Below are 22,521 nucleotides of genomic sequence, written 5' to 3'. Positions count from 1 at the left end.
GCTCCTACGAAGAGCGGAAAGCAGCAGGGATCAGCGGAACTCGGTATCGATCTGCGTCAGGATGCCTTCGCGGAAGCGCAGTACCCGCGTGGCGCCGTTCTGTGGAGGGTAGGTCCAGACTTCGAGGGTCGGGCCGCCGGGGATGAACTTGCCGTCCGGACCGCGGCGGGGCGGGGTGGGTGGGATCACCTCGCGCTGGGCCGGCGCGCCGCATTTCTCCAGCACCGCGTCCATCTTGTCGCCTTCGCTGATCAGCTGCGTGCCGCAGCGCAGCGTCGAGGCCTGGGCGCTGGCGCACAGGGCCAGGCCGAGCAGCAGGGCGGCAAAGAGGTTGCGGGGTAGGGCGGTCATGGTTTTCCTCCTGGATGACCGGCCCAGCATACCGGTTCGCTCTATCCCGTGCCTTTGACGCGGCTCACTTGCGCACGTTGCGCGCGTACAGGTCCTTGCCGCCGCTGTTGCTGCCGCCCCGGGCCTGCAGTTCGAAGCGCTTGGGGTGGCCCTTGATCAGGTCGCTGAGTTTCTTGAAGCCGTACAGCCGCGGGTCGAAGGCCGGGCGCAGCTTGCTGATGTTCTGGCCGAGGGCACCCAGCTGCACCCAGTCTTCCTCGTCGTCGGCGATGTCGTCGAGCACCTTGGCGATGAAGTCCAGCGGCACCCGCTGGGGCTTGGGCTTGGCGGCTGGCGCCTTGGGCTCCTGGGGCTGGCCGGTTTCCGCCGGTTCCGCCGGGGTCACCGGGTCGGCGCGGAGGATCTCGGTGTAGATGAATTTGTCACAGGCGCGTACGAAGGGGTCCGGTGTCTTGCTTTCGCCGAAGCCGTAGACCATCAGGCCTTCCTCGCGCAGGCGGGCGGCCAGGCGGGTGAAGTCGCTGTCGCTGGAGACCAGGCAGAAGCCGTCGAAGCGGCGGGTGTAGAGCAGGTCCATGGCGTCGATGATCAGCGCGCTGTCGGTGGCGTTCTTGCCCTTGGTGTAGGCGAACTGCTGGATCGGCTGGATGGAGTGGTCGAGCAGCACCTGCTTCCACTTGCCCAGCTGCGGCTGGGTCCAGTCGCCGTAGATGCGCTTGACGCTGGCCACGCCGTACTTGGCGATCTCCTCGAACAGGCCCTCGACGATGGCGGCGGGGGCGTTGTCGGCGTCGATCAGTACGGCCAGGTGCGTCTGCTGGCGGTTGGGGGTGGTCTTGGTCGCCATGGGTACTCCGGTCTGAAGGCTTGCAACGACCTTAGACCGGTAGCGCGCCGGGCACCAGCGCTAGCCGTTGAGACGGCGGCTGTCGAGGGCGTCGCGGGCCTCGTAGGCGGTGTAGGTGGCCTGAGCGGCGAGCAGGCCGGCCAGGCCGAAGGCGCACGTCAGGCCGAAGCGGGCAAAGCCGGCCGGCACCGCCCTGGCGCCGCTGATGGCGTCGGCGAGCACTTCGCCGGCCACGGTGGTCGGCGCCATGCCGTGGCCGCCGAAGCCGATGGCGTGCCAGATGCCGGCTTCGTCCTGGCCGATCTGCGCCATCTGGTGGCGGCCGTAGCTCATCAGGCCGCCCCAGGAGTACTCGACCTTCACGTCTTCCAGCTGTGGATAAACCAGCGTCAGGTCGCGCCTGAGCAGGGCGGCGATGGCGGCCGGGCCGCGGTCGAGGATGGAGATGCGCCCGCCCCAGAGGATGCGGGTGTCGGCCAGCGGGCGGTAGTAGTCGAAGGCGAAGCGGGTGTCGTAGACCGCGGCCTGGCTGGCGATGGCGTCCTTCAGGCGCTCGCCCAGGGGCTCTGTGGCGATGACGTAGGTGGCGATGGGCAGCACCGCGCGCTCGATGGGGCGGTACACGCCGCGGGCGTAGCCGCCACCGCAGAACACCACCTGTTCGGCGTGCACTTCGCCGCTGGCGGTGCGCACCACGAAGCGCCCGTCGCGCTTCTCGATGCCCAGGACCGGCGAGTCTTCGTGGATGCGCACGCCCATTCCCGCCGCGGTGCGGGCCACGCCGCGCACGTATTTCAACGGGTGGAAGTGGAAGGCGTTGCGTTCCAGCAGGCCGCCGAAGTAGCGCTCGGTCTTGAGCTGTTCCCTGAGCGCGCCGGCGGAGATCGGCTCCCAGTCCACGCCGTAGGCTTCCTTCATCAGGCGCCGGGGCTTTTCCAGGCGGGCCGGGTCGTTGAACCAGTTGGCGAGGATCACGCCTTCGTCCACCAGGTCGCAGTCGATGCCGTAGCGGCGCGCGCGCTGGCGGATCAGGTCGACCGCTTCGAGGGTCAGGTGGTAGAGCCGGCGGGCTTCCTCGGCGCCGAGGGTGGCGAGCAGGTCGGCGTTGCCCAGGCTGTAGCCGCCGAAGACGAAGCCGCCGTTGCGCCCCGAGGCGCCGTGGCCGACGTAGTGCGATTCCAGCAGCGCCACGTCGGCGATGCCGCGTTCGGCCAGGCCCAGGGCGGTGTTGAGCCCGGCCAGGCCGCCGCCGAGGATGCACACGCGGGTGTCTAGGCGGCCCGTTTGCGCGGGGAAGGCCGGTTTCTCGGAGGTGGCTTCGTAGTAGGTCTGGGTGAAGCTGGGCATGGCGGACTCGTCCCTTGAGCTGTTGAACGAGTGTTTAGCCTTTGGGCCGGGGAGGGCAATTGAAAAATCTTCGGGTTGGGATTCCTTGGGGGACTGGTGCTTGGGGGTAGAGCGCCCTCTCCCCAGCCCTCGGCTGCGCGCCCCGCCCTGAAGGGAGAGGGGGCTAGTCCGTGCCGGGAGAAGTGATGGTTTCAGCCGGAAACCGACGGAGTTGCCGGCTGACTCCAGAGCATCCAAGCGCTCCGAACGGTCCCCTCTCCCTTCAGGGAGAGGGTTAGGGAGAGGGAGCGGGGTCGAACTATCGCTCCGAGGCCTATCCGAGAGAGCTCAATACTCGATCACCACATCCCCCTTCGGCACGCTGCAGCACGACAGGATGTAGCCCTCGGCCACGTCCTCGTCGGTGATGCCGCCGTTGTGTTCCATGTCCACCTCGCCGGAGCGCTTCATCACCTTGCAGGTGCCGCAGATGCCCATGCCGCAGGCCTTGGGGATGTGCAGGCCGAGCTTGGCGGCGGCGGCGTGGACGGTTTCGCCGGGGGCCACGCGGATGCTCTTGCCGGTTTCGCAGAACTCCACGTTGTGCAGGTCGGCGGCGGGAATTTCCGGGGCCTCGGCGGCTTCGGCGGCCAGTTCCTTCACGTCGGCGCGGACTTCCGGCGGGGTCGGGCCGAAGGCTTCCTCGTGGTAGCGGGACATGTCGTAGCCTTCGGCTTCGAGCAGGCGCTTGATCGCGTGCATGTAGGGCGTGGGGCCGCAGCAGAACACCTCGCGTTCGAGGAAGTCCGGCGCTATCAGCTGCAGCATGGCCTTGTTCAGGAAGCCGCGGTAGCCGGCCCAGGCCTCGCCCATCTCGTACTTCTCGCAGATCAGGTGGACCTTGAAGTTGGCGATGCGCGAGGCCATGTGGTCCAGCTCGCGGTGGTAGATGATGTCTTTCGGCGTGCGCGCGCTGTGCACGAAGACCATGTCCACCGCGCCGTTGGTGTCGAAGAACCAGCGCGCCATGGACATCACCGGGGTGATGCCGACGCCGCCGGAGAGGAACAGCGCCTTGTCGGTGGGGAAGTCGATGGCGTTGAAGTTGCCCACCGGGCCGTGCACCGGGACGACGTCGCCTTCCTTGAGGTTGTCGTGCAGCCAGTTGGAGACCTTGCCGCCGGGTACCCGCTTGATGGTGATGGAGAAGCTGTAGGGCACCGAGGGCGAGCTGGAGATGGTGTAGGAGCGCATGATCGGCTGGCCGTCGATCTCCAGCTCCAGGGTGACGAACTGCCCGGGCTTGAAGAAGAACAGGATCGGCTGGTCGGCCATGAAGCAGAAGGTGCGTACGTCCCAGGTCTCCTGGATGGCCTTGACGCAGCGCACCAGGTGGCGGCCGTTGGTCCAGGTCTGGGTGTTCACCGGATTGAGGAAGTTGCTGGTCGACATGATGTCTCTCCGCGCACGCAGGCCGTTTCCCGGCCGAATGGGGCAGCGCCGGGCGGGGGACGCTCGCCCCGGCCTTTCCGGCATGCCTGATGGGGCCGATTGTGCGCACGCGCCGTGCCCCCCATTTACCTGCCAGCGACATTTGCATGCTTATCGCGACCTGCCGCCTGGGGCGCGGGCTACCGCGTCGGAAACGGATGCGGTCGTGTCGCCCATGGATAAGGCACCCGCAGGGCCCGGACGCACACTGCCTTCCAGCCGAGACGAAGGTAATCCAGTAGAGCGTCTGACCTTCACGCCCGCCGCCGCGGGCCCCGTCCATCGGCAGGGCGGGATTGCGGAGCCACCGCAGTGCCGAAGGCCGTGAAAGCCACCTTGCGTAGCGTAGAACCGTTATCAGCCACCCAATTTCGCCACCGCCGCCTCCCGGCGGGGCATGAGGACCAACCGATGGACGTCACCACCACCCTGAGTCTGGGCGATCCGCTGGAACAGGCCCGCAAGGCCACCGCCGAAATGCTGCGTACCCGTGACCATTCCTTCTCCCTGCCGCAGCCGTTCTACAACGACGAGCGCCTGTTCAGGCTCGACATGCAGGAGATCTTCCAGAAGGAATGGCTGATCGCCGGCATGACCTGCGAGATCCCCGCCAAGGGCAACTTCCTCACCGTGCAGGTCGGCGACAACCCGGTCATCGTGCTGCGCGGCGCCGAAGGCAAGATCCACGCCTTCCACAACGTCTGCCGCCACCGCGGCTCGCGCCTGTGCGTGAGCGACAAGGGCAAGGTGGCCAAGCTAGTCTGCCCCTACCACCAGTGGACCTACGAGCTGGACGGCCGCCTGCTGTTCGCCGGCACCGAGATGGGCGCCGACTTCGACATGAAGGACTACAGCCTCAAGCCCGTGAACGTGAAGACCGCCGGCGGCTACATCTTCATCTCCCTGGCCGAGAACCCGCCGGCCATCGACGACTTCCTGCGTACGCTCGAGCACTACATGGAGCCGTACGACATGGAGAACACCAAGGTCGCCGTGCAGACCACCATCAGGGAAGCGGCCAACTGGAAGCTGGTGATCGAGAACAACCGCGAGTGCTACCACTGCAACGGCTCGCACCCGGAGCTGCTGAAGACCCTGCTGGAGTGGGACGACGTCACCGACCCGCGCGCCAGCCAGGCGTTCAAGGACCAGGTGGCGGCCTGCACCAAGGCCTGGGACGAGGAGAAGATCCCCTACGCCCACGCCAGCTTCGGCCTGCGCAACCGCATCGTGCGCATGCCGCTGCTCGACGGCACCGTGTCCATGACCATGGACGGCAAACCGGGCAGCAGGAAGTTGATGGGCCGCATCAGGAACCCCGATCTGGGCTCGATGCGCATCCTCCACCTGCCGCACTCCTGGAACCACTGCATGGGCGACCACCTGATCGTCTTCACCGTGTGGCCGATCAGCGCGCAGGAAACCGTCGTCACCACCAAGTGGCTGGTGCACAAGGACGCGGTGGAAGGCGTGGACTACGACGTGCAGCGCCTGCGCGAGGTGTGGGACGCCACCAACGACCAGGACCGCCGCCTGGCCGAGGAGAACCAGCGCGGGATCAACTCCACCGCCTACCAGCCGGGCCCGTATTCGAAGACCTACGAGTTCGGCGTGATCAACTTCCTCGACTGGTACAGCGAGCGCATGCTCAACAACCTCGGCGAAGAGTCCGCCCACGCGCGGCTGGTCGCCCACGAGTAAACCCAGGTCCACCCGGCGCCCCCTTCACTGGGGGCGCCTGCATTTCGGAGGGGAGAGCGTGGATAGCCTGCTGTTCTATGGCAGTTCGGTGGTCGTCGGCGTGCTGATGGTGTGGAACCTGGTGGCTTGTTGGCGGAATCGTTACGGCGGATAACGCCGTAGGCGTTATGCGCCCTACACCCGGCCCAACCCTGGCGTAGGGCGAATAACCGTTCGCGGTTATCCGCCGCTTCACCCAACTCATGCCTGGCTTCGCGGTCGAGCCCGGAGTGCCCGGAAACAGGTGTTCCGTGATCGAGCCCGAAGCGCGCCCGGGATCATCCCGCTCATTCCCCCAGGCTCTCTAAACCGCCGCCCTCATACCCATATACCCGTCCGCGACGCCTTCGGCGTCGCGCATGTCGCCGCCTTGACGCTTTCGGTACGACCCTGGTCGTTTTCGAGTCGGGCCGCCCCGCGACCCGGGGATATGCTGCCCCCAAAGCGCCGGCACAAGTCCCGGCGCGCCAAGCCTGACAAGCCTTGCCTGATATAGAGAGACGCCAGATGAGCCCAGCCGAACTTCACGCCGACAGCATCGTCATCGATGGCCTGATCATCGCCAAGTGGAACCGCGAACTCTTCGAGGACATGCGCAAGGGCGGGCTGACCGCCGCCAACTGCACCGTGTCCGTGTGGGAAGGCTTCCAGGCCACGGTGAACAACATAGTCGCCAGCAACAAGCTGATCCGCGAAAACAGCGACCTGGTCATCCCGGTCCGCAGCACCGCCGACATCCGCCGCGCCAAGGAGCTGGGCAAGACCGGCATCCTCTACGGCTTCCAGAACGCCCACGCGTTCGAGGACCAGATCGGCTACGTCGAGGTGTTCAAGCAGCTGGGCGTGGGCATCGTGCAGATGTGCTACAACACCCAGAACCTGGTCGGCACCGGCTGCTACGAGCGTGACGGCGGGCTCTCCGGCTTCGGCCGCGAGATCGTCGCCGAGATGAACCGCGTCGGCGTCATGTGCGACCTGTCCCACGTCGGCTCCAAGACTTCCGAGGAAGTCATCCTCGAATCCAGGAAGCCGGTCTGCTACTCCCACTGCCTGCCTTCCGGGCTGAAAGAGCACCCGCGCAACAAGTCCGACGAAGAGCTGAAGTTCATCGCCGACCACGGCGGCTTCGTCGGCGTGACCATGTTCGCGCCCTTCCTCGCCAAGGGCATCGACTCGACCATCGACGACTACGCCGAGGCCATCGAGTACGTGATGAACATCGTCGGCGAGGACGCCATCGGCATCGGCACCGACTTCACCCAGGGCCACGGCCAGGACTTCTTCGAGTGGCTGACCCACGACAAGGGTTACGCCCGCCGCCTGACCAACTTCGGCAAGATCGTCAACCCGCTGGGCATCCGCACCGTGGGCGAGTTCCCCAACCTCACCGAGACGCTGCTGGGGCGCGGCATGCCCGAGCACGTGGTGCGCAAGGTCATGGGCGAGAACTGGGTGCGCGTCCTGGCGGACGTCTGGGGCGAGTGAGCCCGGGCCGCCGACTTCCTTCGTAGGGTGGGTGGAGCGCAGCGATACCCACCATGCCGGCGCCCCGCCGGCCAAGATCATCAACCGGATTCCGAGAACCGAGCCATGGCCAAACACGCCCCCGAACTGCCCATCGAAGTCGACAGCGAAACCGGTGTCTGGACCACCGACGCCCTGCCGATGCTCTACGTGCCGCGGCACTTCTTCGTCAACAACCACATGGGCATCGAGGAGGAGCTGGGCGCCGAGCGCTATGCCGAAATCCTCTACAAGGCCGGCTACAAGTCCGCCTGGCACTGGTGCGAGAAGGAAGCCGAATGCCATGGCATCGAAGGCGTGGCGGTGTTCGAGCACTACATGAAGCGCCTGTCCCAGCGTGGCTGGGGCCTGTTCCAGATCGAGCAGATCGACCTCGACAAGGGCACCGCCCAGGTGCGCCTGAAGCACTCCGCCTTCGTGTACGTGTACGGCAAGGTCAACCGCAAGGTCGACTACATGTTCACCGGCTGGTTCGCCGGCGCCATGGACCAGATTCTCGCCGCCCGCGGCAGCAGCATCCGCACCGTGGCCGAGCAGGTCTACAGCGGCTCGGAAGAAGGCCACGACGACGGCCTGTTCATCGTCAAGCCGCTCTGACCTGGCGCTCCCCGTAGGAGCGAGCTTGCTCGCGAACAAGCGGCCCGCATGGCCGCCAGACAACAAGAACCTCTGATTCCGTGAGGATGCCGCAATGGCTTTCGAGGCAATGTTCCAGCCGATCCAGATCGGCAAGCTGACCATCCGCAACCGCGTGCTCTCCACCGCCCACGCCGAGGTCTACGCCACCGACGGCGGCATGACCACCGAGCGCTACGTGAAGTACTACGAGGAGAAGGCCAAGGGCGGCATCGGCCTGGCCATCTGCGGCGGTTCCTCGGTGGTGGCCATCGACAGCCCGCAGGAATGGTGGAGCTCGGTGAACCTGTCCACCGACCGCATCATCCCGCACTTCCAGAACCTGGCCGACGCCATGCACAAGCATGGGGCCAAGATCATGATCCAGATTACCCACATGGGCCGCCGCTCGCGCTGGGACGGCTTCAACTGGCCGACCCTGATGTCGCCCTCGGGCATCCGCGAACCGGTGCACCGCGCCACCTGCAAGACCATCGAGCCGGAAGAGATCTGGCGGGTGATCGGCAACTACGCGCAGGCTGCCCGTCGCGCCAAGGAAGGTGGCCTGGACGGCGTCGAGCTGTCCGCCGTGCACCAGCACATGATCGACCAGTTCTGGAGCCCGCGGGTCAACAAGCGCACCGACGAATGGGGCGGCACCTTCGAGGGCCGCATGAAGTTCGGCCTGGAAGTGCTCAAGGCGGTGCGCAAGGAAGTCGGCGACGACTTCTGCGTGGGCATGCGCATCTGCGGCGACGAGTTCCACCCCGACGGCCTGTCCCACGAGGACATGAAGCAGATCGCCAAGTACTACAGCGACACCGGCATGCTCGACTTCATCGGCGTGGTCGGCTCCGGCTGCGACACCCACAACACCCTGGCCAACGTCATCCCCAACATGACCTACCCGCCGGAGCCCTTCCTGCACCTGGCGGCGGGCATCAAGGAAGTGGTCGACGTGCCGGTGCTGCACGCGCAGAACATCAAGGACCCGAACCAGGCCACGCGCATCCTCGAAGGCGGCTACGTGGACATGGTCGGCATGACCCGCGCGCACATCGCCGATCCGCACCTGATCGCCAAGATCAAGATGGGCCAGGTGGACCAGATCAAGCAGTGCGTCGGCGCCAACTACTGCATCGACCGCCAGTACCAGGGCCTGGACGTGCTGTGCATCCAGAACGCCGCCACCAGCCGCGAATACATGGGCGTGCCGCACATCATCGAGAAGACCACCGGCGTGAAGCGCAAGGTGGTGGTGGTCGGCGGCGGCCCGGCCGGCATGGAGGCCGCGCGGGTGGCGGCCGAGCGCGGCCACGACGTGACCCTGTTCGAGAAGAAGGACCAGCTCGGCGGGCAGATCACCACCGCCGCCAAGGCGCCGCAGCGCGACCAGATCGCCGGCATCACCCGCTGGTACCAACTGGAGCTGGCGCGCCTGGGCATCGACCTGCGCCTGGGCACCGGTGCCGATGCCGACACCATCATGGACCTGCGCCCGGACATCGTGGTGCTGGCCAACGGCGGCCACCCGTTCCTCGAGCAGAACGAGCACTGGGGCGCCGCCGAGGGCCTGGTGGTGAGCAGCTGGGACATCCTCGACGGCAAGGTCGCCCCCGGCAAGAACGTGCTGGTCTACGACACCATCTGCGAGTTCAGCGGCATGTCGGTGGCCGACTTCCTCGCCGACAAGGGCGCGCTGGTGGAGATCGTCACCGACGACATCAAGCCCGGCGTGGCCATCGGCGGCACCACCTTCCCCACCTACTACCGCAGCATGTACCCCAAGGAAGTGATCATGACCGGCGACCTGATGCTGGAGAAGGTCTACCGCGAGGGCGACAAGCTGGTGGCCGTGCTGGAGAACGAATACACCGGCGCGAAAGAGGAGCGGGTGGTCGACCAGGTGGTCGTGGAGAACGGCGTGCGGCCGGACGAGAGCCTGTACTACGCGCTCAAGCAGGGCTCGCGCAACAAGGGCCAGATCGACGTCGAGGCGCTGTTCGCGATCAAGCCGCAACCGTGCCTTTCCGAGCCTGGCGACGGCTACCTGCTGTTCCGCATCGGCGACTGCGTGGCCCAGCGCAACACCCACGCGGCGATCTACGACGCGCTGCGGCTGTGCAAGGACTTCTAAGAGCAGCGCCAAGCTGCAAGCTGTAGGCCGCAAGCAAGAGCCGGAGCGGGATTTGGCTCTTGCTTGCAGCTTGAGGCTTGTCGCTTGCAGCTGCGGCCAAGGTGGTTATCCATGTTGAGCACACTGCTTCCTGTTCTCCTTTTCTCCGCCGTGGCACTGGCCGCATTCGGCGCCGTGAAGCGCTTCGCCATGTGGCGTCGCGGGCGGCCCGCGCCGGTCGACTGGCTCGGCGGCCTGCTGGCCATGCCGCGCCGCTACCTGGTGGATTTGCACCATGTGGTCGAGCGCGACAAGTACATGTCCAAGACCCACGTGGCCACCGCCGGCGGCTTCGTCCTGGCGGCGCTGTTGGCGATCGTCGTGCATGGCTTTGGTTTGCACAGCCGCATCCTCGGCTTCGCCCTGCTGGCGGCCACGGCGTTGATGTTCGGTGGCGCGCTGTTCGTCGCCAAGCGCCGTCTCGACCCGCCTTCGCGGCTGTCGAAAGGCCCGTGGATGCGCTTGCCGAAGAGCCTGCTGATGTTCTCGGCGAGCTTCTTCATCGCCACCCTGCCCGTGGCCGGCATCCTTCCGGAAGGTTTCGGCGGCTGGTTCCTGGCGGCCATCCTCGCCATCGGCGTGGCCTGGGGCGTGTCCGAGCTGTTCTTCGGCATGACCTGGGGCGGGCCGATGAAGCACGCCTTCGCCGGCGCCCTGCACCTGGCCTGGCACCGCCGCGCCGAGCGCTTCGGCGGCGGCCGCTCCACCGGCCTCAAGGCCCTGGACCTGAGCGACCCCATGGCCCCGCTGGGCGTGGAAAAGCCCACCGACTTCACCTGGAACCAGCTGCTGGGCTTCGACGCCTGCGTGCAGTGCGGCAAGTGCGAGGCCATGTGCCCGGCCTTCGCCGCCGGCCAGCCGCTGAACCCGAAGAAGCTGATCCAGGACATGGTCATCGGCCTGGCCGGCGGCAACGACGCCAGGTTCGCCGGTTCCCCCTATCCCGGCAAACCCCTGGGCGAACACAGCGGCGGCCCGCACCAGCCCATCGTCTCGCTGGAAGGCAAGGCCCTGGTCGACGCCGAGACGCTGTGGTCCTGCACCACCTGCCGCGCCTGCGTCGAGGAATGCCCGATGATGATCGAGCACGTCGACGCCATCGTCGACATGCGCCGCCACCTCACCCTGGAGAAGGGCGCCACCCCGAACAAGGGCGCCGAGGTGCTGGAGAACCTGATCGCCACCGACAACCCCGGCGGCTTCGCCCCCGGCGGCCGGCTGAACTGGGCGGCCGACCTGAACCTGCCGCTGATGAGCGAGCAGAAGCAGGCCGAGGTGCTGTTCTGGGTCGGCGACGGCGCCTTCGACATGCGCAACCAGCGCACCCTGCGTGCCTTCGTGAAGATCCTCAAGGCCGCCAGGGTGGACTTCGCCGTGCTCGGCCTGGAAGAACGCGACAGCGGCGACGTGGCCCGCCGCCTGGGCGACGAGGCGACCTTCCAGAGCCTGGCCAAACGCAACATCGCCACCCTGGCGCAGTACCGCTTCAAGCGCATCGTCAGCTGCGACCCGCACAGCTTCCACGTGCTGAAGAACGAATACGGCGCCCTGGGCGGCAGCTACGAAGTGCTGCACCACACCACCTTCATCGACGAACTGGTGAAGAGCGGCGCGCTGCAACTCGGCCAGAGCAAGGCCGACAGCGTCACCTACCACGACCCCTGCTACCTGGGCCGCTACAACGGCGAGTACGAAGCACCACGCAATGTGCTCAAGGCCATCGGCATCGAGGTGAAGGAGATGCAACGCTCCGGCTTCCGCTCGCGTTGCTGCGGCGGCGGCGGCGGCGCGCCCATCACCGACATCCCCGGCAAGCAGCGGATCCCGGACATGCGCATGGTCGACATCAAGGAGACCGGCGCCGAACTGGTGGCCGTGGGCTGCCCGCAGTGCACCGCGATGCTCGAAGGCGTGGTCGCCCCGCGCCCGGAGATCAAGGACATCGCCGAGCTGGTGGCGGAGGTGCTGGTCGAGAGCGCGGAGGCTCCGGCAAAAAAGCCGGCGGCGGTTAAGCGGGAAGAAGTGGTGGAGGTGCATTGATGAGAGCGGTGTTCCTCACTGTGGGGCCTGTGCTGGCTGTGAGCCCGCAGGCCCTCTCCCTAACCCTCTCCCTGAAGGGAGAGGGGACCGTCCGTGCCACGGCGAACTATGGCTCTAGCTGGTTTGCCCGCTGCACTGGACTGACCACATGCACCGTTTCTTACAGGGCAGCACGAATAGCTCCCTCTCCCTTCAGGGAGAGGGCGGGGGGAGAGGGTAGCCCGAGCCTCAATGCCAAAAGGTTCGCGAGCAAGCTCGCTCCTACGAAAAACCCAGGCTCGCTGGAGGCCCAAGCATGAGCGACATCATCCGCCGCGACCCGCGCGCCGAGTGGATCGCCCGCAACCGCCTGCACCCGCTGCACCAGGCCATGCAGGCCGCCCAGGGCGGCGAGGTGCGCTGGACGGGCCCCAATGGCCTGGTCCGCAAGAACCCCCATGCCGTCGGCTTCATCGGCCCCAGCGGCATCAGGCGCATCGACCGCTCCGGCGGCCAGCAGGGCACCGCCGGCAAGCGCTCCAGCGCGCCGGAAGTGGTGCAGCTGCCGCTGCAGCTCATCGAGCAGCCGGCCTTCTACATCGCCGTGGTGCCGGACATGGTCGGCGGCCGCCTCTCCAGCCACGACCGCGACCTGCTGGGCCTGGCCCGCAAGCTCGCCGGCGACGCCGGCGCGGTGCTGGCCGTCGTCTTCGGCGAGCACAAGGAAAGCGCCTTCGACACCGCCGGCGTCGACCGCCTGCTGCAGGTCGAAGGCGACGAATACGAAGGCTACGCCCCGGAGCAGCGGGTGCTGGCGCTGCGCGCCGTGGACGGCCAGTTCGTCCCGCGCCACTGGCTGCTGCCCGACAGCCGCAGCGGCGGCGGCGAGCTGGGCCGGCGCCTGGCCGCCAGCCTCGGCGAGCGCCCGGCCACCCGTGTCTGGCAGGCCGAGGGCGAGCACTGCATCGGCCGCGCTGGCGCCGGCCAGCAGGACCTGCAGCGGCCGCTGGCGCGGCTGATCCTGGCCGCCGCCGAGTGCGCCGAGCCGGTCAGCGAGACGCGCCACGAGGCCCGCCCGGTCGGCCTGGACGGCGGCGTGGCGCGCAACCTGCCGCGCATCGAGGACCTCGGCCCGGTGGCGGTGGACCCGGCGCAGATTCCCATGGCCGAGGCCGAGTTCATCCTTTCCGGCGGCAACGGCGTGCAGGACTGGGACCTGTTCCACCGCGCCGCCGCCGCCCTGGGCGCCACCGAGGGCGCCTCGCGGGTGGCGGTGGACGACGGCCACATGCCGCGCAACCGCCAGGTCGGCGCCACCGGCACCTGGGTCACCGCGCGGGTCTACCTGGCGGTGGGCATCTCCGGCGCCATCCAGCACCTGCAAGGCATTGGCGCCTGCGACAAGGTGGTGGCGGTGAACATGGATGCCGGCTGCGACATGATCAAGCGCGCCGACCTCTCGGTGATCGGCGATTCCACGGCGATCCTCCAGGCGCTGATCCGCCTGGCCGAGGAGTACCGGCAGGGAGGGGCGCGGGATGCGGCTTGAGAGCGGCTGCAAGCTGCAGGCGGCAGGCTTCAGGCAAGAGCGCAGCATGGTGCTGGTCCTTATCCATAGGTACGAACGATGACCGATCTGAACGTAGTCGCCCTGGTCTCCATCGGCGCCCACCCGGCCTCCGGGCGCGCCCGCCGTGCCGAGCAGGATGCCCGTGCCGTCGAACTGGGCCTGCGCCTGGCCGGCAAGCGCCTGCAGGTGCTGCACGCCGGCAACCCGCAGGAAGAGGCGCTGCGCAGCTACCTGGGCATGGGCCTGGACGAGCTGGCGGTGCTGGAACAACCAGCCGGCGCCGATGCGTTGCCGGCGCTGGTCGACTACCTCGGCGGCGCCGGCGCGCAACTGGTGCTCACCGGCAGCCAGGCCGAGACCGGCGAAGGCTCCGGCATGCTGCCGTTCCTCCTCGCCGAACGCCTGGGCTGGCCGCTGGTGGTGGGCCTGGCCGAGGTGGAAAAGGTCGAGGGTGGCAGCGCCCAGGTGCTGCAGGCCCTGCCGCGCGGCCAGCGGCGCCGGCTGAAGGTGCGCCTGCCCTTCGTCGCCAGCGTCGACAACGCCGCCCCGGTGGCGCGCCAGAGCGCCTTCGGCCCGGCGCGGCGCGGCTTCGTCGAGGCCCGCGAGGTGGAAGTGCTGGCCGACGACCTGCTCGCCGCCAGCAGCCTGCAACCGGCACGCCCGCGGCCCAAGCGGCTCAAGGTGATCAAGGCCAAGACCGGCGCCGAACGCATGAAGGCCGCCACCGCCAAGGCCTCCGGCGGCACCGGCCAGGTGCTCAAGGACCTGTCCCCGGAAGCCGGTGCCGAAGCCATCTTCAAGCTGCTGCGCGAGGAAGGCGTGATTCGCTGAAGTGACTGTAGGAGCGCGCCCTGCGCGCGAATCGCGGGCAGGGCCCGCTCCTACAGTGGTGCGATGCCAAGTCGCTGAAAGCTCACGAAATTCAACGTCTAAGCTATTGAATTGACAGCATACTTTCCGTCAGGAAAGCGTGTATTTCCCTGGCCGCACAGGCGACTTTTCTTTATCCTCCGCGACCTTTACCACGGCCTCGGAGACTCCCATGCTCGACAGCACTATCGAACAGCTCGAACAACTGGTGGCTGAGCTGCTGCAGCAGAACAAGCAACTGGCCGACGACAACGCCCAACTGCGCGACAGCCTCGGCAAGGCCGGCGAAGACAACGACGCCCTGCAACTGCAGCTGATGGAGCAGGAAGAGAAGCACAACGCCACCGCCGTGCGCCTGCAGGCCCTGGTCCGCCGCGTCAGCGACAGCCGCGCCAGCGCATGAGCAACGACGGCGTGCGCGTCCTGCGCATCCTCGGCCGCGACTACAGCGTCAAGGCGCCGGCCGGCGAGGAGCGCGCCCTGCAGGAGGCCGCCGCCCTGTTGCAGGCGGAGCTCGCCGCCGCCAAGCAGAAATTCCCCTACGTCACCAGCAACGAACTGTTGCTGCTCAGTGCCCTGAACCTCTGCGCCCGCCAGTTGGCGCCACGCGCTGAAGACAACGACGAAGAAGACAGCCGCACGGTAGAGCGCCTGGCCGCGCTCAACCGGCGCATTCGTGTGCACCTGCAGGCGCAGGACTGATTCCCCGCCCCCTGCTCCGTCACCCCAACGTAGGGCGCATAACGCCCCAGGCGTTATCCGCCGTTTGACCTCGGCCCCATGCCACTCGCCGCCGAGCACGGAGCAGCCCTCAAAGCCACACCAAGCTCAATCACGAAGTTGCCGACAAGAAAGGTGTAGCGGCGGATAACCGCGAACGGTTATTCGCCCTACGCTCGGCGGCATCCCGCAGGGCGGATATGCACGCATAAAAAAAAAAGGGACACCACAGTCCGTGGCGTCCCTATGAATGGAGAGAGGGCTGAATATCCTCTCGACCGGTGAGACGTGGCGCTGCGGGAAGTCCCGTCGCGCCGGGCATAAAAGAAGGGACGGGGGATAACCCATCCCTGAAGGGTGAGAGGCGGGTACTGCCCCTCGACCGGTGAGTCGTGCCCGGCTCGCGCCGGGCGGTGCATCAGGCGCGCAGCGGGATCAGGCGCGGGGCGATCATGTTCTCCGGGCGCAGGATGTCGGCCAGGGTGGCCTCGTCCAGCAGCTTCTCCTCGCGCACCAGTTCCAGGACGCCGCGGCCGGTTTCCAGCGCGACCTTGGCGATGCGGGTGGCGTTCTCGTAGCCGATGTACGGGTTCAGCGCGGTCACCAGGCCGATGCTGTGCTCCACCAACTGGTGGCAGCGCTCGACGTTGGCGGTGATGCCGGTGATGCAGTGCTCGCGCAGCATGTCCATGGCGCGTTGCAGCAGGCGGATCGAGTCGAAGATCTTGTAGGCGATCAGCGGCTCCATCACGTTCAGCTGCAGCTGGCCGCCTTCGGCGGCGATGGTCAGCGCCAGGTCGTTGCCCATGATCTCGAAGGCGCACATGTTCACCGCCTCCGGGATCACCGGGTTGACCTTGCCCGGCATGATCGAGCTGCCCGGCTGGCGCGGCGGCAGGTTGATCTCGTTGATGCCGGTGCGCGGGCCGCTGGAGAGCAGGCGCAGGTCGTTGCAGATCTTCGACAGCTTGACCGCGGTGCGCTTGAGCATGCCGGAGAACAGCACGAAGGCGCCCATGTCCGAGGTGGCCTCGATCAGGTCGGCGGCCGGGACCACCGGCTGGCCGCTGATGGCCGCCAGGCGCTGTACGGCCAGGTGCTGGTAGCCGGGGTCGGCGTTGATGCCGGTGCCGATGGCGGTGCCGCCGAGGTTCACTTCGGTCAGCAGTTCCGGGGCCAGGCGGCGCAGGCGGTCGAGGTCTTCGCCCAGGGTGGTGGCGAAGGCGTGGAACTCCTGGCCGAGGGTCATGGGCACCGCGTCCTGCAACTGGGTGCGGCCCATCTTCAGGACGTTGGCGAACTCCTCGCCCTTGGCGGCGAAGGCCTGGATCAGGCTGTCGAGGCTGGCCAGCAGGGTGTCGTGGCCGAGCAGCAGGCCCAGGCGGATGGCGGTCGGGTAGGCGTCGTTGGTCGACTGCGCCATGTTCACGTCGTTGTTCGGGTGCAGGTACTTGTACTCGCCCTTGGCGTGGCCCATCGCTTCCAGGGCGATGTTGGCGATCACCTCGTTGGCGTTCATGTTGGTGGAGGTACCGGCGCCACCCTGGATCATGTCCACCACGAACTGGTCGTGGAAGTCACCGCGGATCAGGCGGGCGCAGGCTTCGCTGATGGCGGCGTGCTTGTCGGCGGGCAGGTGGCCCAGCTTGTGGTTCGCATCGGCCGCGGCCTGCTTGACCATCGCCAGGGCGACGACCAGCTTCGGGTAGTGCGACAGCGGCACACCGGAGAGGCGGAAGTTGTTCACAGCGCGCAGGGTCTGGATGCCGTAGTAGGCGTCAGAAGGTACTTCGAGGGTGCCGAGGAGGTCTTTCTCGATGCGGAACGATGCAACAGGGGACATGATGAGATTTTTCTCAGGAGAACACGGCCAGCGCCGCGATGCCCACTAGACTAGGGATTTCGCCGATCATCGGCCAATGCTGTTGGAAGCTGTCTCATGCACAAACGGCATAATGTATTCTGTGACGACCTGATGACGGCGAGCGTGTGGCCATGCTATGCGCGCCCGTTCATCCACTGACCGATCGATCAAGGCCATCCCGCCGCGCCGGGAGGAGACGACGTGAACCTGGAAACCAAATGGCTGGAGGACTTCAGCACCCTGGCCACCACCCGCAGCTTCTCCCAGGCCGCGGAAAAGCGCTTCGTCACCCAGCCGGCCTTCAGCCGGCGCATCCGCAGCCTGGAGGACGCCCTCGGGCTGACCCTGGTGAACCGCCAGCGCACACCCATCGAGCTGACCGAGGCCGGCCAGCTGTTCCTGGTCACCGCGCGGGCGGTGGTCGAGCAGCTCGGCCAGGTGGTGCGCCACCTGCACCACCTGGAGGGCGGGCAGGGCGAGGTGCTGCAGTTCGCCGCCGCCCACTCCCTGGCCCTGGGCTTCTTCCCGGCGTGGATCGCCCGGCTGCGCGCCGAGGGCCTGAACATCGCCAGCCGCCTGGTGGCGACCAACGTCGGCGAGGCCGTGCACCTGCTGCGCGAGGGCGGCTGCGACCTGATGCTGGCCTTCTACGACCCGGACGCGGCGCTGCAGATGGACCCGGAAGTGTTCCCCTCGCTGCACCTGGGGCGCACCGAGATGCTCCCGGTGTGCGCGGTGAACTCCGCCGGCCTGCCGCTGTACGACCTCGACAGCGGCCAGAGCGTGCCACTGCTGGCCTACAGCGCCGGCGCCTTCCTCGGCCGCGGCGTCAACCTGCTGCTGCGCCAGCGCAACCTGCGCTACACCACGGTCTACGAGACCGCCATGGCCGACAGCCTGAAGAGCATGGCGCTGCAGGGCATGGGCGTGGCCTGGGTGCCGCGCCTGAGCATGGAGGCGGAGCTGGCCCGCGGCGAGCTGGCGGTGTGCGGCGGGCCGCACTGGGTGGTGCCGCAGGAAATCCGCCTGTACCGCTGCGCCCTGGTGCGCAAGGCGCAGATCCGCCTGCTCTGGCGCAAGCTGGAAGGCGGCCTGGGGCTGGGCGAGAGCGCCTGAGGCGGGGGCAGCCGGGGCCATGACGCTTAAAGGGAGAGGGGACCGTTGGGCAGAACGGGATGTTCTGAAGTTAGCCGGCAGCCCCGGCGTTTCCGGCTGAAACCATTTCTTCTCTCGGCACGGACAAGCCCCCTCTCCCTTCAGGGCGGGGCGCGCAGCCGAGGGCTGGGGAGAGGGAGCGGAGCCCCCTCAACACACCAGAGCCGCCGGGAAACACCGTTCGCGAGCAAGCTCGCTCAGTAGCTCGGCAGACCTACATCTCCACCACGATCCGCCCCTCGATCTGCCCGGCGCGCATCTTGTCGAAGATGCCGTTGATGTCCTCCAGCTTGCCGGCGCTCACCGTGGCCTTCACCAGGCCCTCGCCGGCGAAGTCCAGCGCCTCCTGCAGGTCCGCGCGGGTGCCGACGATGGAGCCGGTGATGTGAAGGCCCTTGAGCACCACGTCGAAGATCGGCGTGGGGAAGTCGCCCGGCGGCAGGCCGACCAGGGACACGGTGCCGCCGCGGCGGGCCATGCCGATGCCCTGGCCGAAGGCGCTGTTGGACACCGCCGTCACCAGCACGCCGTGGGCGCCGCCGATGTCGCGCTGGACCACCTCCACCGGGTTTTCCTGCTTCGCGTTGATGGTCAGGCTGGCGCCGAGCTTGCGCGCCAGCGCAAGCTTAGCGTCGTCCACGTCCACCGCCGCCACGTGCAGGCCCATGGCCCTGGCGTACTGCACCGCGACGTGGCCCAGGCCGCCGATGCCGGAGATGGCCACCCACTGGCCGGGGCGCGCGCGGGTTTCCTTCAGGCCCTTGTACACGGTGACGCCCGCGCAGAGGATCGGGGCGATCTCGGTGAAGCCGACGCCCTTGGGCAGGATGCCGACGAAGTTCGGGTCCGCCAGCACGTATTCGGCGTAGCCGCCGTTCACCGAGTAGCCGGTGTTCTGCTGGTGCGTGCAGAGGGTTTCCCAGCCGGTCAGGCAGTGCTCGCAGCAGCCGCAGGCGGTGTACAGCCAGGGCACGCCGACGCGGTCGCCTTCCTTCACCCGGGTCACCCCGGCGCCCACCGCGGCGACGTAGCCGACGCCCTCGTGGCCGGGAATGAACGGCAGGCTCGGCTTCACCGGCCAGTCGCCCTCGGCGGCGTGCAGGTCGGTGTGGCAGACGCCGGAGGCCTCGATCTTCACCAGGATCTGGCCGGGGCCGGGCAGCGGCACCTTCACTTCCTCCAGGCGCAGCGGCGCGCCGAAGGCGTGCACCACTGCGGCTTTCATGGTCTGGGGCAGGGTCGAGGACATGACGAAGCTCTCCTTGTGCAAACGAACGGGGGGCGGGCGAAAGCCTGTCTGCGCCGCGGGTTGTATCAGTCTGAACCCCTGAGCCTAGGCGATATTGAGCTGGAGCAAGGGCCGCTCGCCTCGTCCCTTGGTAGCACCCGCCCAACGGCCCGCGCACGGACTCCACGAACGGCGCGGCCTTGCGGTATACTGCGCCGCCTCCGAACCGGCCCCGCTCGTCGGTTCGTCCATGTACAAGCCACGCCCGGGACCGGAATGCGTGGCTTGTTGGTTTTTGACGCGCAGCACGCGCACCACCAAGAGGCACGACGATGAGCGTACTGGTTGGCGTGATCATGGGCTCCAAATCCGACTGGAGCACCCTCAGTCACACCGCGGACATGCTGGACAAGCTGGGCATCCCCCATGAAGTGAAGGTGGTTTCCGCCCACCGCACCCCGGACCTGCTGTTCCAGTACGCCGAAGAGGCCGAAGGCCGCGGCATCGAGGTGATCATCGCCGGTGCCGGCGGCGCCGCCCACCTGCCGGGCATGTGCGCGGCCAAGACGCACCTGCCGGTGCTCGGCGTGCCGGTGCAGTCGTCCATGCTCTCGGGCGTCGACTCGCTGCTGTCCATCGTGCAGATGCCCGGCGGCGTGCCGGTCGCCACCCTGGCCATCGGCAAGGCCGGCGCCATCAACGCCGCGCTGCTGGCGGCGAGCATCCTCGGCGGCAAGCACCCGCAGTACCACGACGCGCTCAAGCGCTTCCGCACCGAGCAGACCACCTCGGTGCTGGACAACCCCGACCCCCGCGAGGCCTGAGCAGAACCATGAAGATCGGTGTCATCGGTGGCGGCCAGCTGGGCCGCATGCTGTCCCTGGCGGGCACCCCGCTGGGCATGGATTTCGCCTTCCTCGACCCGGCGCCGGACGCCTGCGCCCAGGCCCTGGGCGAGCACATCCGCGCGGACTACAGCGACCAGGACCACCTGCGCCAGCTGGCCGACGAAGTGGACCTGGTGACCTTCGAGTTCGAGAGCGTGCCGGCCGAGACCGTGGCCTTCCTCTCGCAGTTCGTGCCGGTCTACCCCTCGGCCTCCGCGCTGCGCATCGCCCGTGACCGCTGGTTCGAGAAGTCGATGTTCAAGGAACTGGGCATCCCCACCCCGGCCTTCGCCGACATCCAGTCCCAGGCCGACCTCGACGCCGCCGCGGCCAGCATCGGCCTGCCGGCGGTGCTCAAGACACGCACCCTGGGCTACGACGGCAAGGGCCAGAAGGTCCTGCGCAAGGCCGAGGACGTCGCCGGCGCCTTCGCCGAGCTGGGCAGCGTGCCCTGCATCCTCGAAGGCTTCGTGCCCTTCACCGGCGAGGTGTCGCTGGTGGCGGTGCGCGCCCGCGACGGCGAGACGCGCTTCTACCCGCTGGTGCACAACACCCACGAGAACGGCATCCTGCGCCTGTCCGTGGCCAGCAGCGCTCACCCGCTGCAGGCCCTGGCCGAGGACTACGTCGGCCGCGTGCTGGACAAGCTGGACTACGTCGGCGTGCTGGCCTTCGAGTTCTTCGAGGTGGACGGTGGCCTGAAGGCCAACGAGATCGCCCCGCGCGTGCACAACTCCGGGCACTGGACCATCGAAGGTTCCGAGTGCAGCCAGTTCGAGAACCACCTGCGGGCCGTCGCCGGCCTGCCGCTGGGCTCCACCGCCAAGGTGGGCGAGAGCGCCATGCTCAACTTCATCGGCGAAGTGCCGCCGGTGGACCAGGTGCTGGCCATCGCCGACTGCCACCTGCACCACTACGGCAAGGCCTTCAAGGCCGGGCGCAAGGTCGGCCACGCCACCCTGCGCAGCAAGGACCTGGCCACCCTGAAGGCGCGCATCGGCGAAGTCGAAGCCCTTATCGGCAAGGGCTGACAACCCCGGTCGCCCGTCCCTCATGGCGGGCGGCCGCGCGGAACGCCAGGCTTTCCTACACTGTCAGACAAAGGGCGCGCCGGTTGGCGCGTCCATCCACAGGAGGGAAAACCATGGGTTTAATCGGAACCATCGTCATCGGCCTGATCGTCGGCCTCATCGCCCGTTTCCTGAAACCAGGGGACGACAGCATGGGCTGGATCATGACCATCCTGATCGGCATCGGCGGCTCGCTGCTGGCCACCTACGGCGGCCAGGCCGTGGGCATCTACCAGGCCGGGCAGGCCGCCGGCTTCATCGGCGCGGTGGTCGGCGCGGTGATCCTGCTGGTGATCTACGGCATCGTGAAGAAGAACTGACCAACCCCGTCGTACGCCGGGTAGCGCCTCGCGCTGGTCATTTGCCCGGCGATCCCCAAGAATGTGCGCCGATTCCCGCTCGCCCGGCCAGGGCGGGCGGCGAAGGTCTTCGCCGTCTTCCCGTTGCGTGGGCGCCCGCTGCCGGCGCCCGAGAGCCCATCCATGCGCCGTACCCTGCTCGCCTGCAGCCTCGCGCTGCTCACCGGCCTGGCCCATGCCGCCGACATCCCGGAAACCGACTGGCTGCAACTGATGCCGCCCAGCGACCGCAAGGCGCTGGAGGAAATGCCCGAGATCGACCACAACAGCCCGGAGGCCGCCGGCACCTTCACCCAGAAGCAAGGTGGCCTGAAGCAGAAGGGCAAGCTGCCGCCGGTGATGTTCTCGACCAGGACGGTCGCCGCGCTGGACGGCAAGCAGATCCGCCTGGGCGGCTACCCGGTGCCGCTGGAGAACGACGCCAGGGGCCGCGTCACCGAGTTCTTCCTGGTGCCCTACCCGGGCGCCTGCATCCACGTGCCGCCGCCGCCGCCGAACCAGATCGTGCTGGTGCGCTACCCCAAGGGCATGAAGATCGACGACATCTACAGCCCGCTGTGGGTGACCGGCAAGCTGAAGGTGGAGAAGGTCAGCAACGAGATGGCCGACGCCGCCTACGCCATGGACGAGGCCAAGGTGCGGGCGGTGCAGGATAGCGACCTGTAGCGTGCCTTGCTCTTCGTAGGAGAGAGCTTGCTCGCGAACCCGG

20 protein-coding genes are annotated in these 22,521 nt (G+C 67.7%); 14 read left to right on the top strand and 6 right to left on the bottom strand.

The window, feature by feature from the left end; genetic code table 11:
- Positions 1 to 30 precede the first annotated feature (30 nt).
- The 4 genes from CHC02_RS16245 to gbcB form a co-directional block, all read right to left on the bottom strand.
- A complete protein-coding gene (locus CHC02_RS16245) occupies positions 31 to 351 on the bottom strand; it encodes a DUF2845 domain-containing protein (protein ID WP_089392498.1) in 321 nt (106 codons plus the stop codon).
- A 64-nt stretch (positions 352 to 415) separates the two neighbouring features.
- Complete coding sequence (locus CHC02_RS16240; RefSeq protein WP_089392497.1) at positions 416 to 1,198, bottom strand: NYN domain-containing protein; 783 nt, start codon at positions 1,196 to 1,198, stop codon at positions 416 to 418.
- Positions 1,199 to 1,258: 60 nt separating this feature from the next.
- Entirely contained in the window at positions 1,259 to 2,545 is a 1,287-nt protein-coding gene (locus CHC02_RS16235) for an NAD(P)/FAD-dependent oxidoreductase (RefSeq protein ID WP_089392496.1), read from the bottom strand.
- Between the two features lie 327 nt (positions 2,546 to 2,872).
- The gene (gene gbcB, locus CHC02_RS16230; protein WP_089392495.1) at positions 2,873 to 3,976 is read right to left on the bottom strand and encodes a glycine-betaine demethylase subunit GbcB; all 1,104 of its coding nucleotides are present in this window, start codon (positions 3,974 to 3,976) and stop codon (positions 2,873 to 2,875) included.
- A 450-nt stretch (positions 3,977 to 4,426) separates the two neighbouring features.
- Here gbcB and gbcA point away from each other — a divergent pair, with 450 nt between their 5' ends.
- The 9 genes from gbcA (at position 4,427) to zapA (ending at position 15,231) form a co-directional block, all read left to right on the top strand.
- Entirely contained in the window at positions 4,427 to 5,716 is a 1,290-nt protein-coding gene (gene gbcA, locus CHC02_RS16225) for a glycine-betaine demethylase subunit GbcA (protein WP_089392494.1), read from the top strand.
- Between the two features lie 546 nt (positions 5,717 to 6,262).
- Positions 6,263 to 7,240, top strand: a complete 978-nt coding sequence (locus CHC02_RS16220) for a dipeptidase (RefSeq protein ID WP_089392493.1) — start codon at positions 6,263 to 6,265, stop codon at positions 7,238 to 7,240.
- Between the two features lie 105 nt (positions 7,241 to 7,345).
- Positions 7,346 to 7,876 carry a DUF5943 domain-containing protein gene (locus tag CHC02_RS16215; protein ID WP_089392492.1) on the top strand — a complete coding sequence of 177 codons (531 nt, stop codon included), beginning with the start codon at positions 7,346 to 7,348 and terminating at the stop codon, positions 7,874 to 7,876.
- A 94-nt stretch (positions 7,877 to 7,970) separates the two neighbouring features.
- The gene (dgcA, locus tag CHC02_RS16210; RefSeq protein WP_089392491.1) at positions 7,971 to 10,031 is read left to right on the top strand and encodes a dimethylglycine demethylation protein DgcA; all 2,061 of its coding nucleotides are present in this window, start codon (positions 7,971 to 7,973) and stop codon (positions 10,029 to 10,031) included.
- A gap of 111 nt (positions 10,032 to 10,142) precedes the next feature.
- Entirely contained in the window at positions 10,143 to 12,110 is a 1,968-nt protein-coding gene (gene dgcB / locus CHC02_RS16205) for a dimethylglycine demethylation protein DgcB (RefSeq protein WP_089392490.1), read from the top strand.
- A gap of 295 nt (positions 12,111 to 12,405) precedes the next feature.
- Complete coding sequence (etfA, locus tag CHC02_RS16200) at positions 12,406 to 13,638, top strand: electron transfer flavoprotein subunit alpha (protein WP_089392489.1); 1,233 nt, start codon at positions 12,406 to 12,408, stop codon at positions 13,636 to 13,638.
- Positions 13,639 to 13,716: 78 nt separating this feature from the next.
- A complete protein-coding gene (gene etfB / locus CHC02_RS16195) occupies positions 13,717 to 14,490 on the top strand; it encodes an electron transfer flavoprotein subunit beta (RefSeq protein ID WP_089392488.1) in 774 nt (257 codons plus the stop codon).
- A 211-nt stretch (positions 14,491 to 14,701) separates the two neighbouring features.
- On the top strand, positions 14,702 to 14,932 hold the full coding sequence (locus CHC02_RS16190) for a hypothetical protein (protein WP_089392487.1): 231 nt from the start codon (positions 14,702 to 14,704) through the stop codon (positions 14,930 to 14,932).
- A complete protein-coding gene (gene zapA / locus CHC02_RS16185) occupies positions 14,929 to 15,231 on the top strand; it encodes a cell division protein ZapA (RefSeq protein ID WP_089392486.1) in 303 nt (100 codons plus the stop codon). Before CHC02_RS16190 ends, zapA begins: the two co-directional genes overlap by 4 nt.
- A gap of 436 nt (positions 15,232 to 15,667) precedes the next feature.
- Here the strand turns inward: zapA and aspA are convergent, their stop codons facing one another.
- Positions 15,668 to 17,092 (bottom strand): aspartate ammonia-lyase, encoded by a 1,425-nt coding sequence (gene aspA / locus CHC02_RS16180; protein ID WP_089392485.1) that lies wholly within the window; start codon positions 17,090 to 17,092, stop codon positions 15,668 to 15,670.
- Between the two features lie 222 nt (positions 17,093 to 17,314).
- Between aspA and CHC02_RS16175 the strand changes: the two genes are divergently transcribed.
- Positions 17,315 to 18,229, top strand: coding sequence for a LysR substrate-binding domain-containing protein (locus CHC02_RS16175; RefSeq protein ID WP_064584908.1), 915 nt, complete (start codon positions 17,315 to 17,317; stop codon positions 18,227 to 18,229).
- A 253-nt stretch (positions 18,230 to 18,482) separates the two neighbouring features.
- Here CHC02_RS16175 and adhP read toward each other — a convergent pair whose 3' ends face one another.
- Complete coding sequence (adhP, locus tag CHC02_RS16170; RefSeq protein WP_089392484.1) at positions 18,483 to 19,517, bottom strand: alcohol dehydrogenase AdhP; 1,035 nt, start codon at positions 19,515 to 19,517, stop codon at positions 18,483 to 18,485.
- A 311-nt stretch (positions 19,518 to 19,828) separates the two neighbouring features.
- On the opposite strand from adhP, the gene purE reads away from it, so the two are divergent.
- From purE to CHC02_RS16145, 4 genes are all read left to right on the top strand, one after another.
- Entirely contained in the window at positions 19,829 to 20,320 is a 492-nt protein-coding gene (gene purE / locus CHC02_RS16160; RefSeq protein WP_009614245.1) for a 5-(carboxyamino)imidazole ribonucleotide mutase, read from the top strand.
- 8 nt (positions 20,321 to 20,328) lie between these two features.
- Positions 20,329 to 21,414, top strand: a complete 1,086-nt coding sequence (locus CHC02_RS16155; RefSeq protein WP_089392483.1) for a 5-(carboxyamino)imidazole ribonucleotide synthase — start codon at positions 20,329 to 20,331, stop codon at positions 21,412 to 21,414.
- Between the two features lie 113 nt (positions 21,415 to 21,527).
- Positions 21,528 to 21,773 (top strand): GlsB/YeaQ/YmgE family stress response membrane protein, encoded by a 246-nt coding sequence (locus tag CHC02_RS16150; protein WP_089392482.1) that lies wholly within the window; start codon positions 21,528 to 21,530, stop codon positions 21,771 to 21,773.
- Positions 21,774 to 21,935: 162 nt separating this feature from the next.
- Positions 21,936 to 22,478 carry a DUF3299 domain-containing protein gene (locus tag CHC02_RS16145; protein ID WP_089392481.1) on the top strand — a complete coding sequence of 181 codons (543 nt, stop codon included), beginning with the start codon at positions 21,936 to 21,938 and terminating at the stop codon, positions 22,476 to 22,478.
- Positions 22,479 to 22,521 lie beyond the last annotated feature (43 nt).

The sequence above is a fragment of the Pseudomonas delhiensis genome (assembly GCF_900187975.1).
GTDB classification, from domain to species: domain Bacteria; phylum Pseudomonadota; class Gammaproteobacteria; order Pseudomonadales; family Pseudomonadaceae; genus Pseudomonas; species Pseudomonas delhiensis.
The sequence above is the reverse complement of the archived record's forward strand: the minus strand, read 5'-3'. Positions and strand labels throughout refer to the sequence as shown.

Excerpts from the sequence above, each read along its gene's own strand:
- CHC02_RS16245 (WP_089392498.1), bottom strand. The coding sequence starts at position 351 with ATGACCGCCCTACCCCGCAACCTCTTTGCCGCCCTGCTGCTCGGCCTG.
- CHC02_RS16240 (WP_089392497.1), bottom strand. The coding sequence starts at position 1,198 with ATGGCGACCAAGACCACCCCCAACCGCCAGCAGACGCACCTGGCCGTA.
- CHC02_RS16235 (WP_089392496.1), bottom strand. The coding sequence starts at position 2,545 with ATGCCCAGCTTCACCCAGACCTACTACGAAGCCACCTCCGAGAAACCG.
- gbcB (WP_089392495.1), bottom strand. The coding sequence starts at position 3,976 with ATGTCGACCAGCAACTTCCTCAATCCGGTGAACACCCAGACCTGGACC.
- gbcA (WP_089392494.1), top strand. The coding sequence starts at position 4,427 with ATGGACGTCACCACCACCCTGAGTCTGGGCGATCCGCTGGAACAGGCC.
- CHC02_RS16220 (WP_089392493.1), top strand. The coding sequence starts at position 6,263 with ATGAGCCCAGCCGAACTTCACGCCGACAGCATCGTCATCGATGGCCTG.
- CHC02_RS16215 (WP_089392492.1), top strand. The coding sequence starts at position 7,346 with ATGGCCAAACACGCCCCCGAACTGCCCATCGAAGTCGACAGCGAAACC.
- dgcA (WP_089392491.1), top strand. The coding sequence starts at position 7,971 with ATGGCTTTCGAGGCAATGTTCCAGCCGATCCAGATCGGCAAGCTGACC.
- dgcB (WP_089392490.1), top strand. The coding sequence starts at position 10,143 with ATGTTGAGCACACTGCTTCCTGTTCTCCTTTTCTCCGCCGTGGCACTG.
- etfA (WP_089392489.1), top strand. The coding sequence starts at position 12,406 with ATGAGCGACATCATCCGCCGCGACCCGCGCGCCGAGTGGATCGCCCGC.
- etfB (WP_089392488.1), top strand. The coding sequence starts at position 13,717 with ATGACCGATCTGAACGTAGTCGCCCTGGTCTCCATCGGCGCCCACCCG.
- CHC02_RS16190 (WP_089392487.1), top strand. The coding sequence starts at position 14,702 with ATGCTCGACAGCACTATCGAACAGCTCGAACAACTGGTGGCTGAGCTG.
- zapA (WP_089392486.1), top strand. The coding sequence starts at position 14,929 with ATGAGCAACGACGGCGTGCGCGTCCTGCGCATCCTCGGCCGCGACTAC.
- aspA (WP_089392485.1), bottom strand. The coding sequence starts at position 17,092 with ATGTCCCCTGTTGCATCGTTCCGCATCGAGAAAGACCTCCTCGGCACC.
- adhP (WP_089392484.1), bottom strand. The coding sequence starts at position 19,517 with ATGTCCTCGACCCTGCCCCAGACCATGAAAGCCGCAGTGGTGCACGCC.
- purE (WP_009614245.1), top strand. The coding sequence starts at position 19,829 with ATGAGCGTACTGGTTGGCGTGATCATGGGCTCCAAATCCGACTGGAGC.
- CHC02_RS16155 (WP_089392483.1), top strand. The coding sequence starts at position 20,329 with ATGAAGATCGGTGTCATCGGTGGCGGCCAGCTGGGCCGCATGCTGTCC.
- CHC02_RS16150 (WP_089392482.1), top strand. The coding sequence starts at position 21,528 with ATGGGTTTAATCGGAACCATCGTCATCGGCCTGATCGTCGGCCTCATC.
- CHC02_RS16145 (WP_089392481.1), top strand. The coding sequence starts at position 21,936 with ATGCGCCGTACCCTGCTCGCCTGCAGCCTCGCGCTGCTCACCGGCCTG.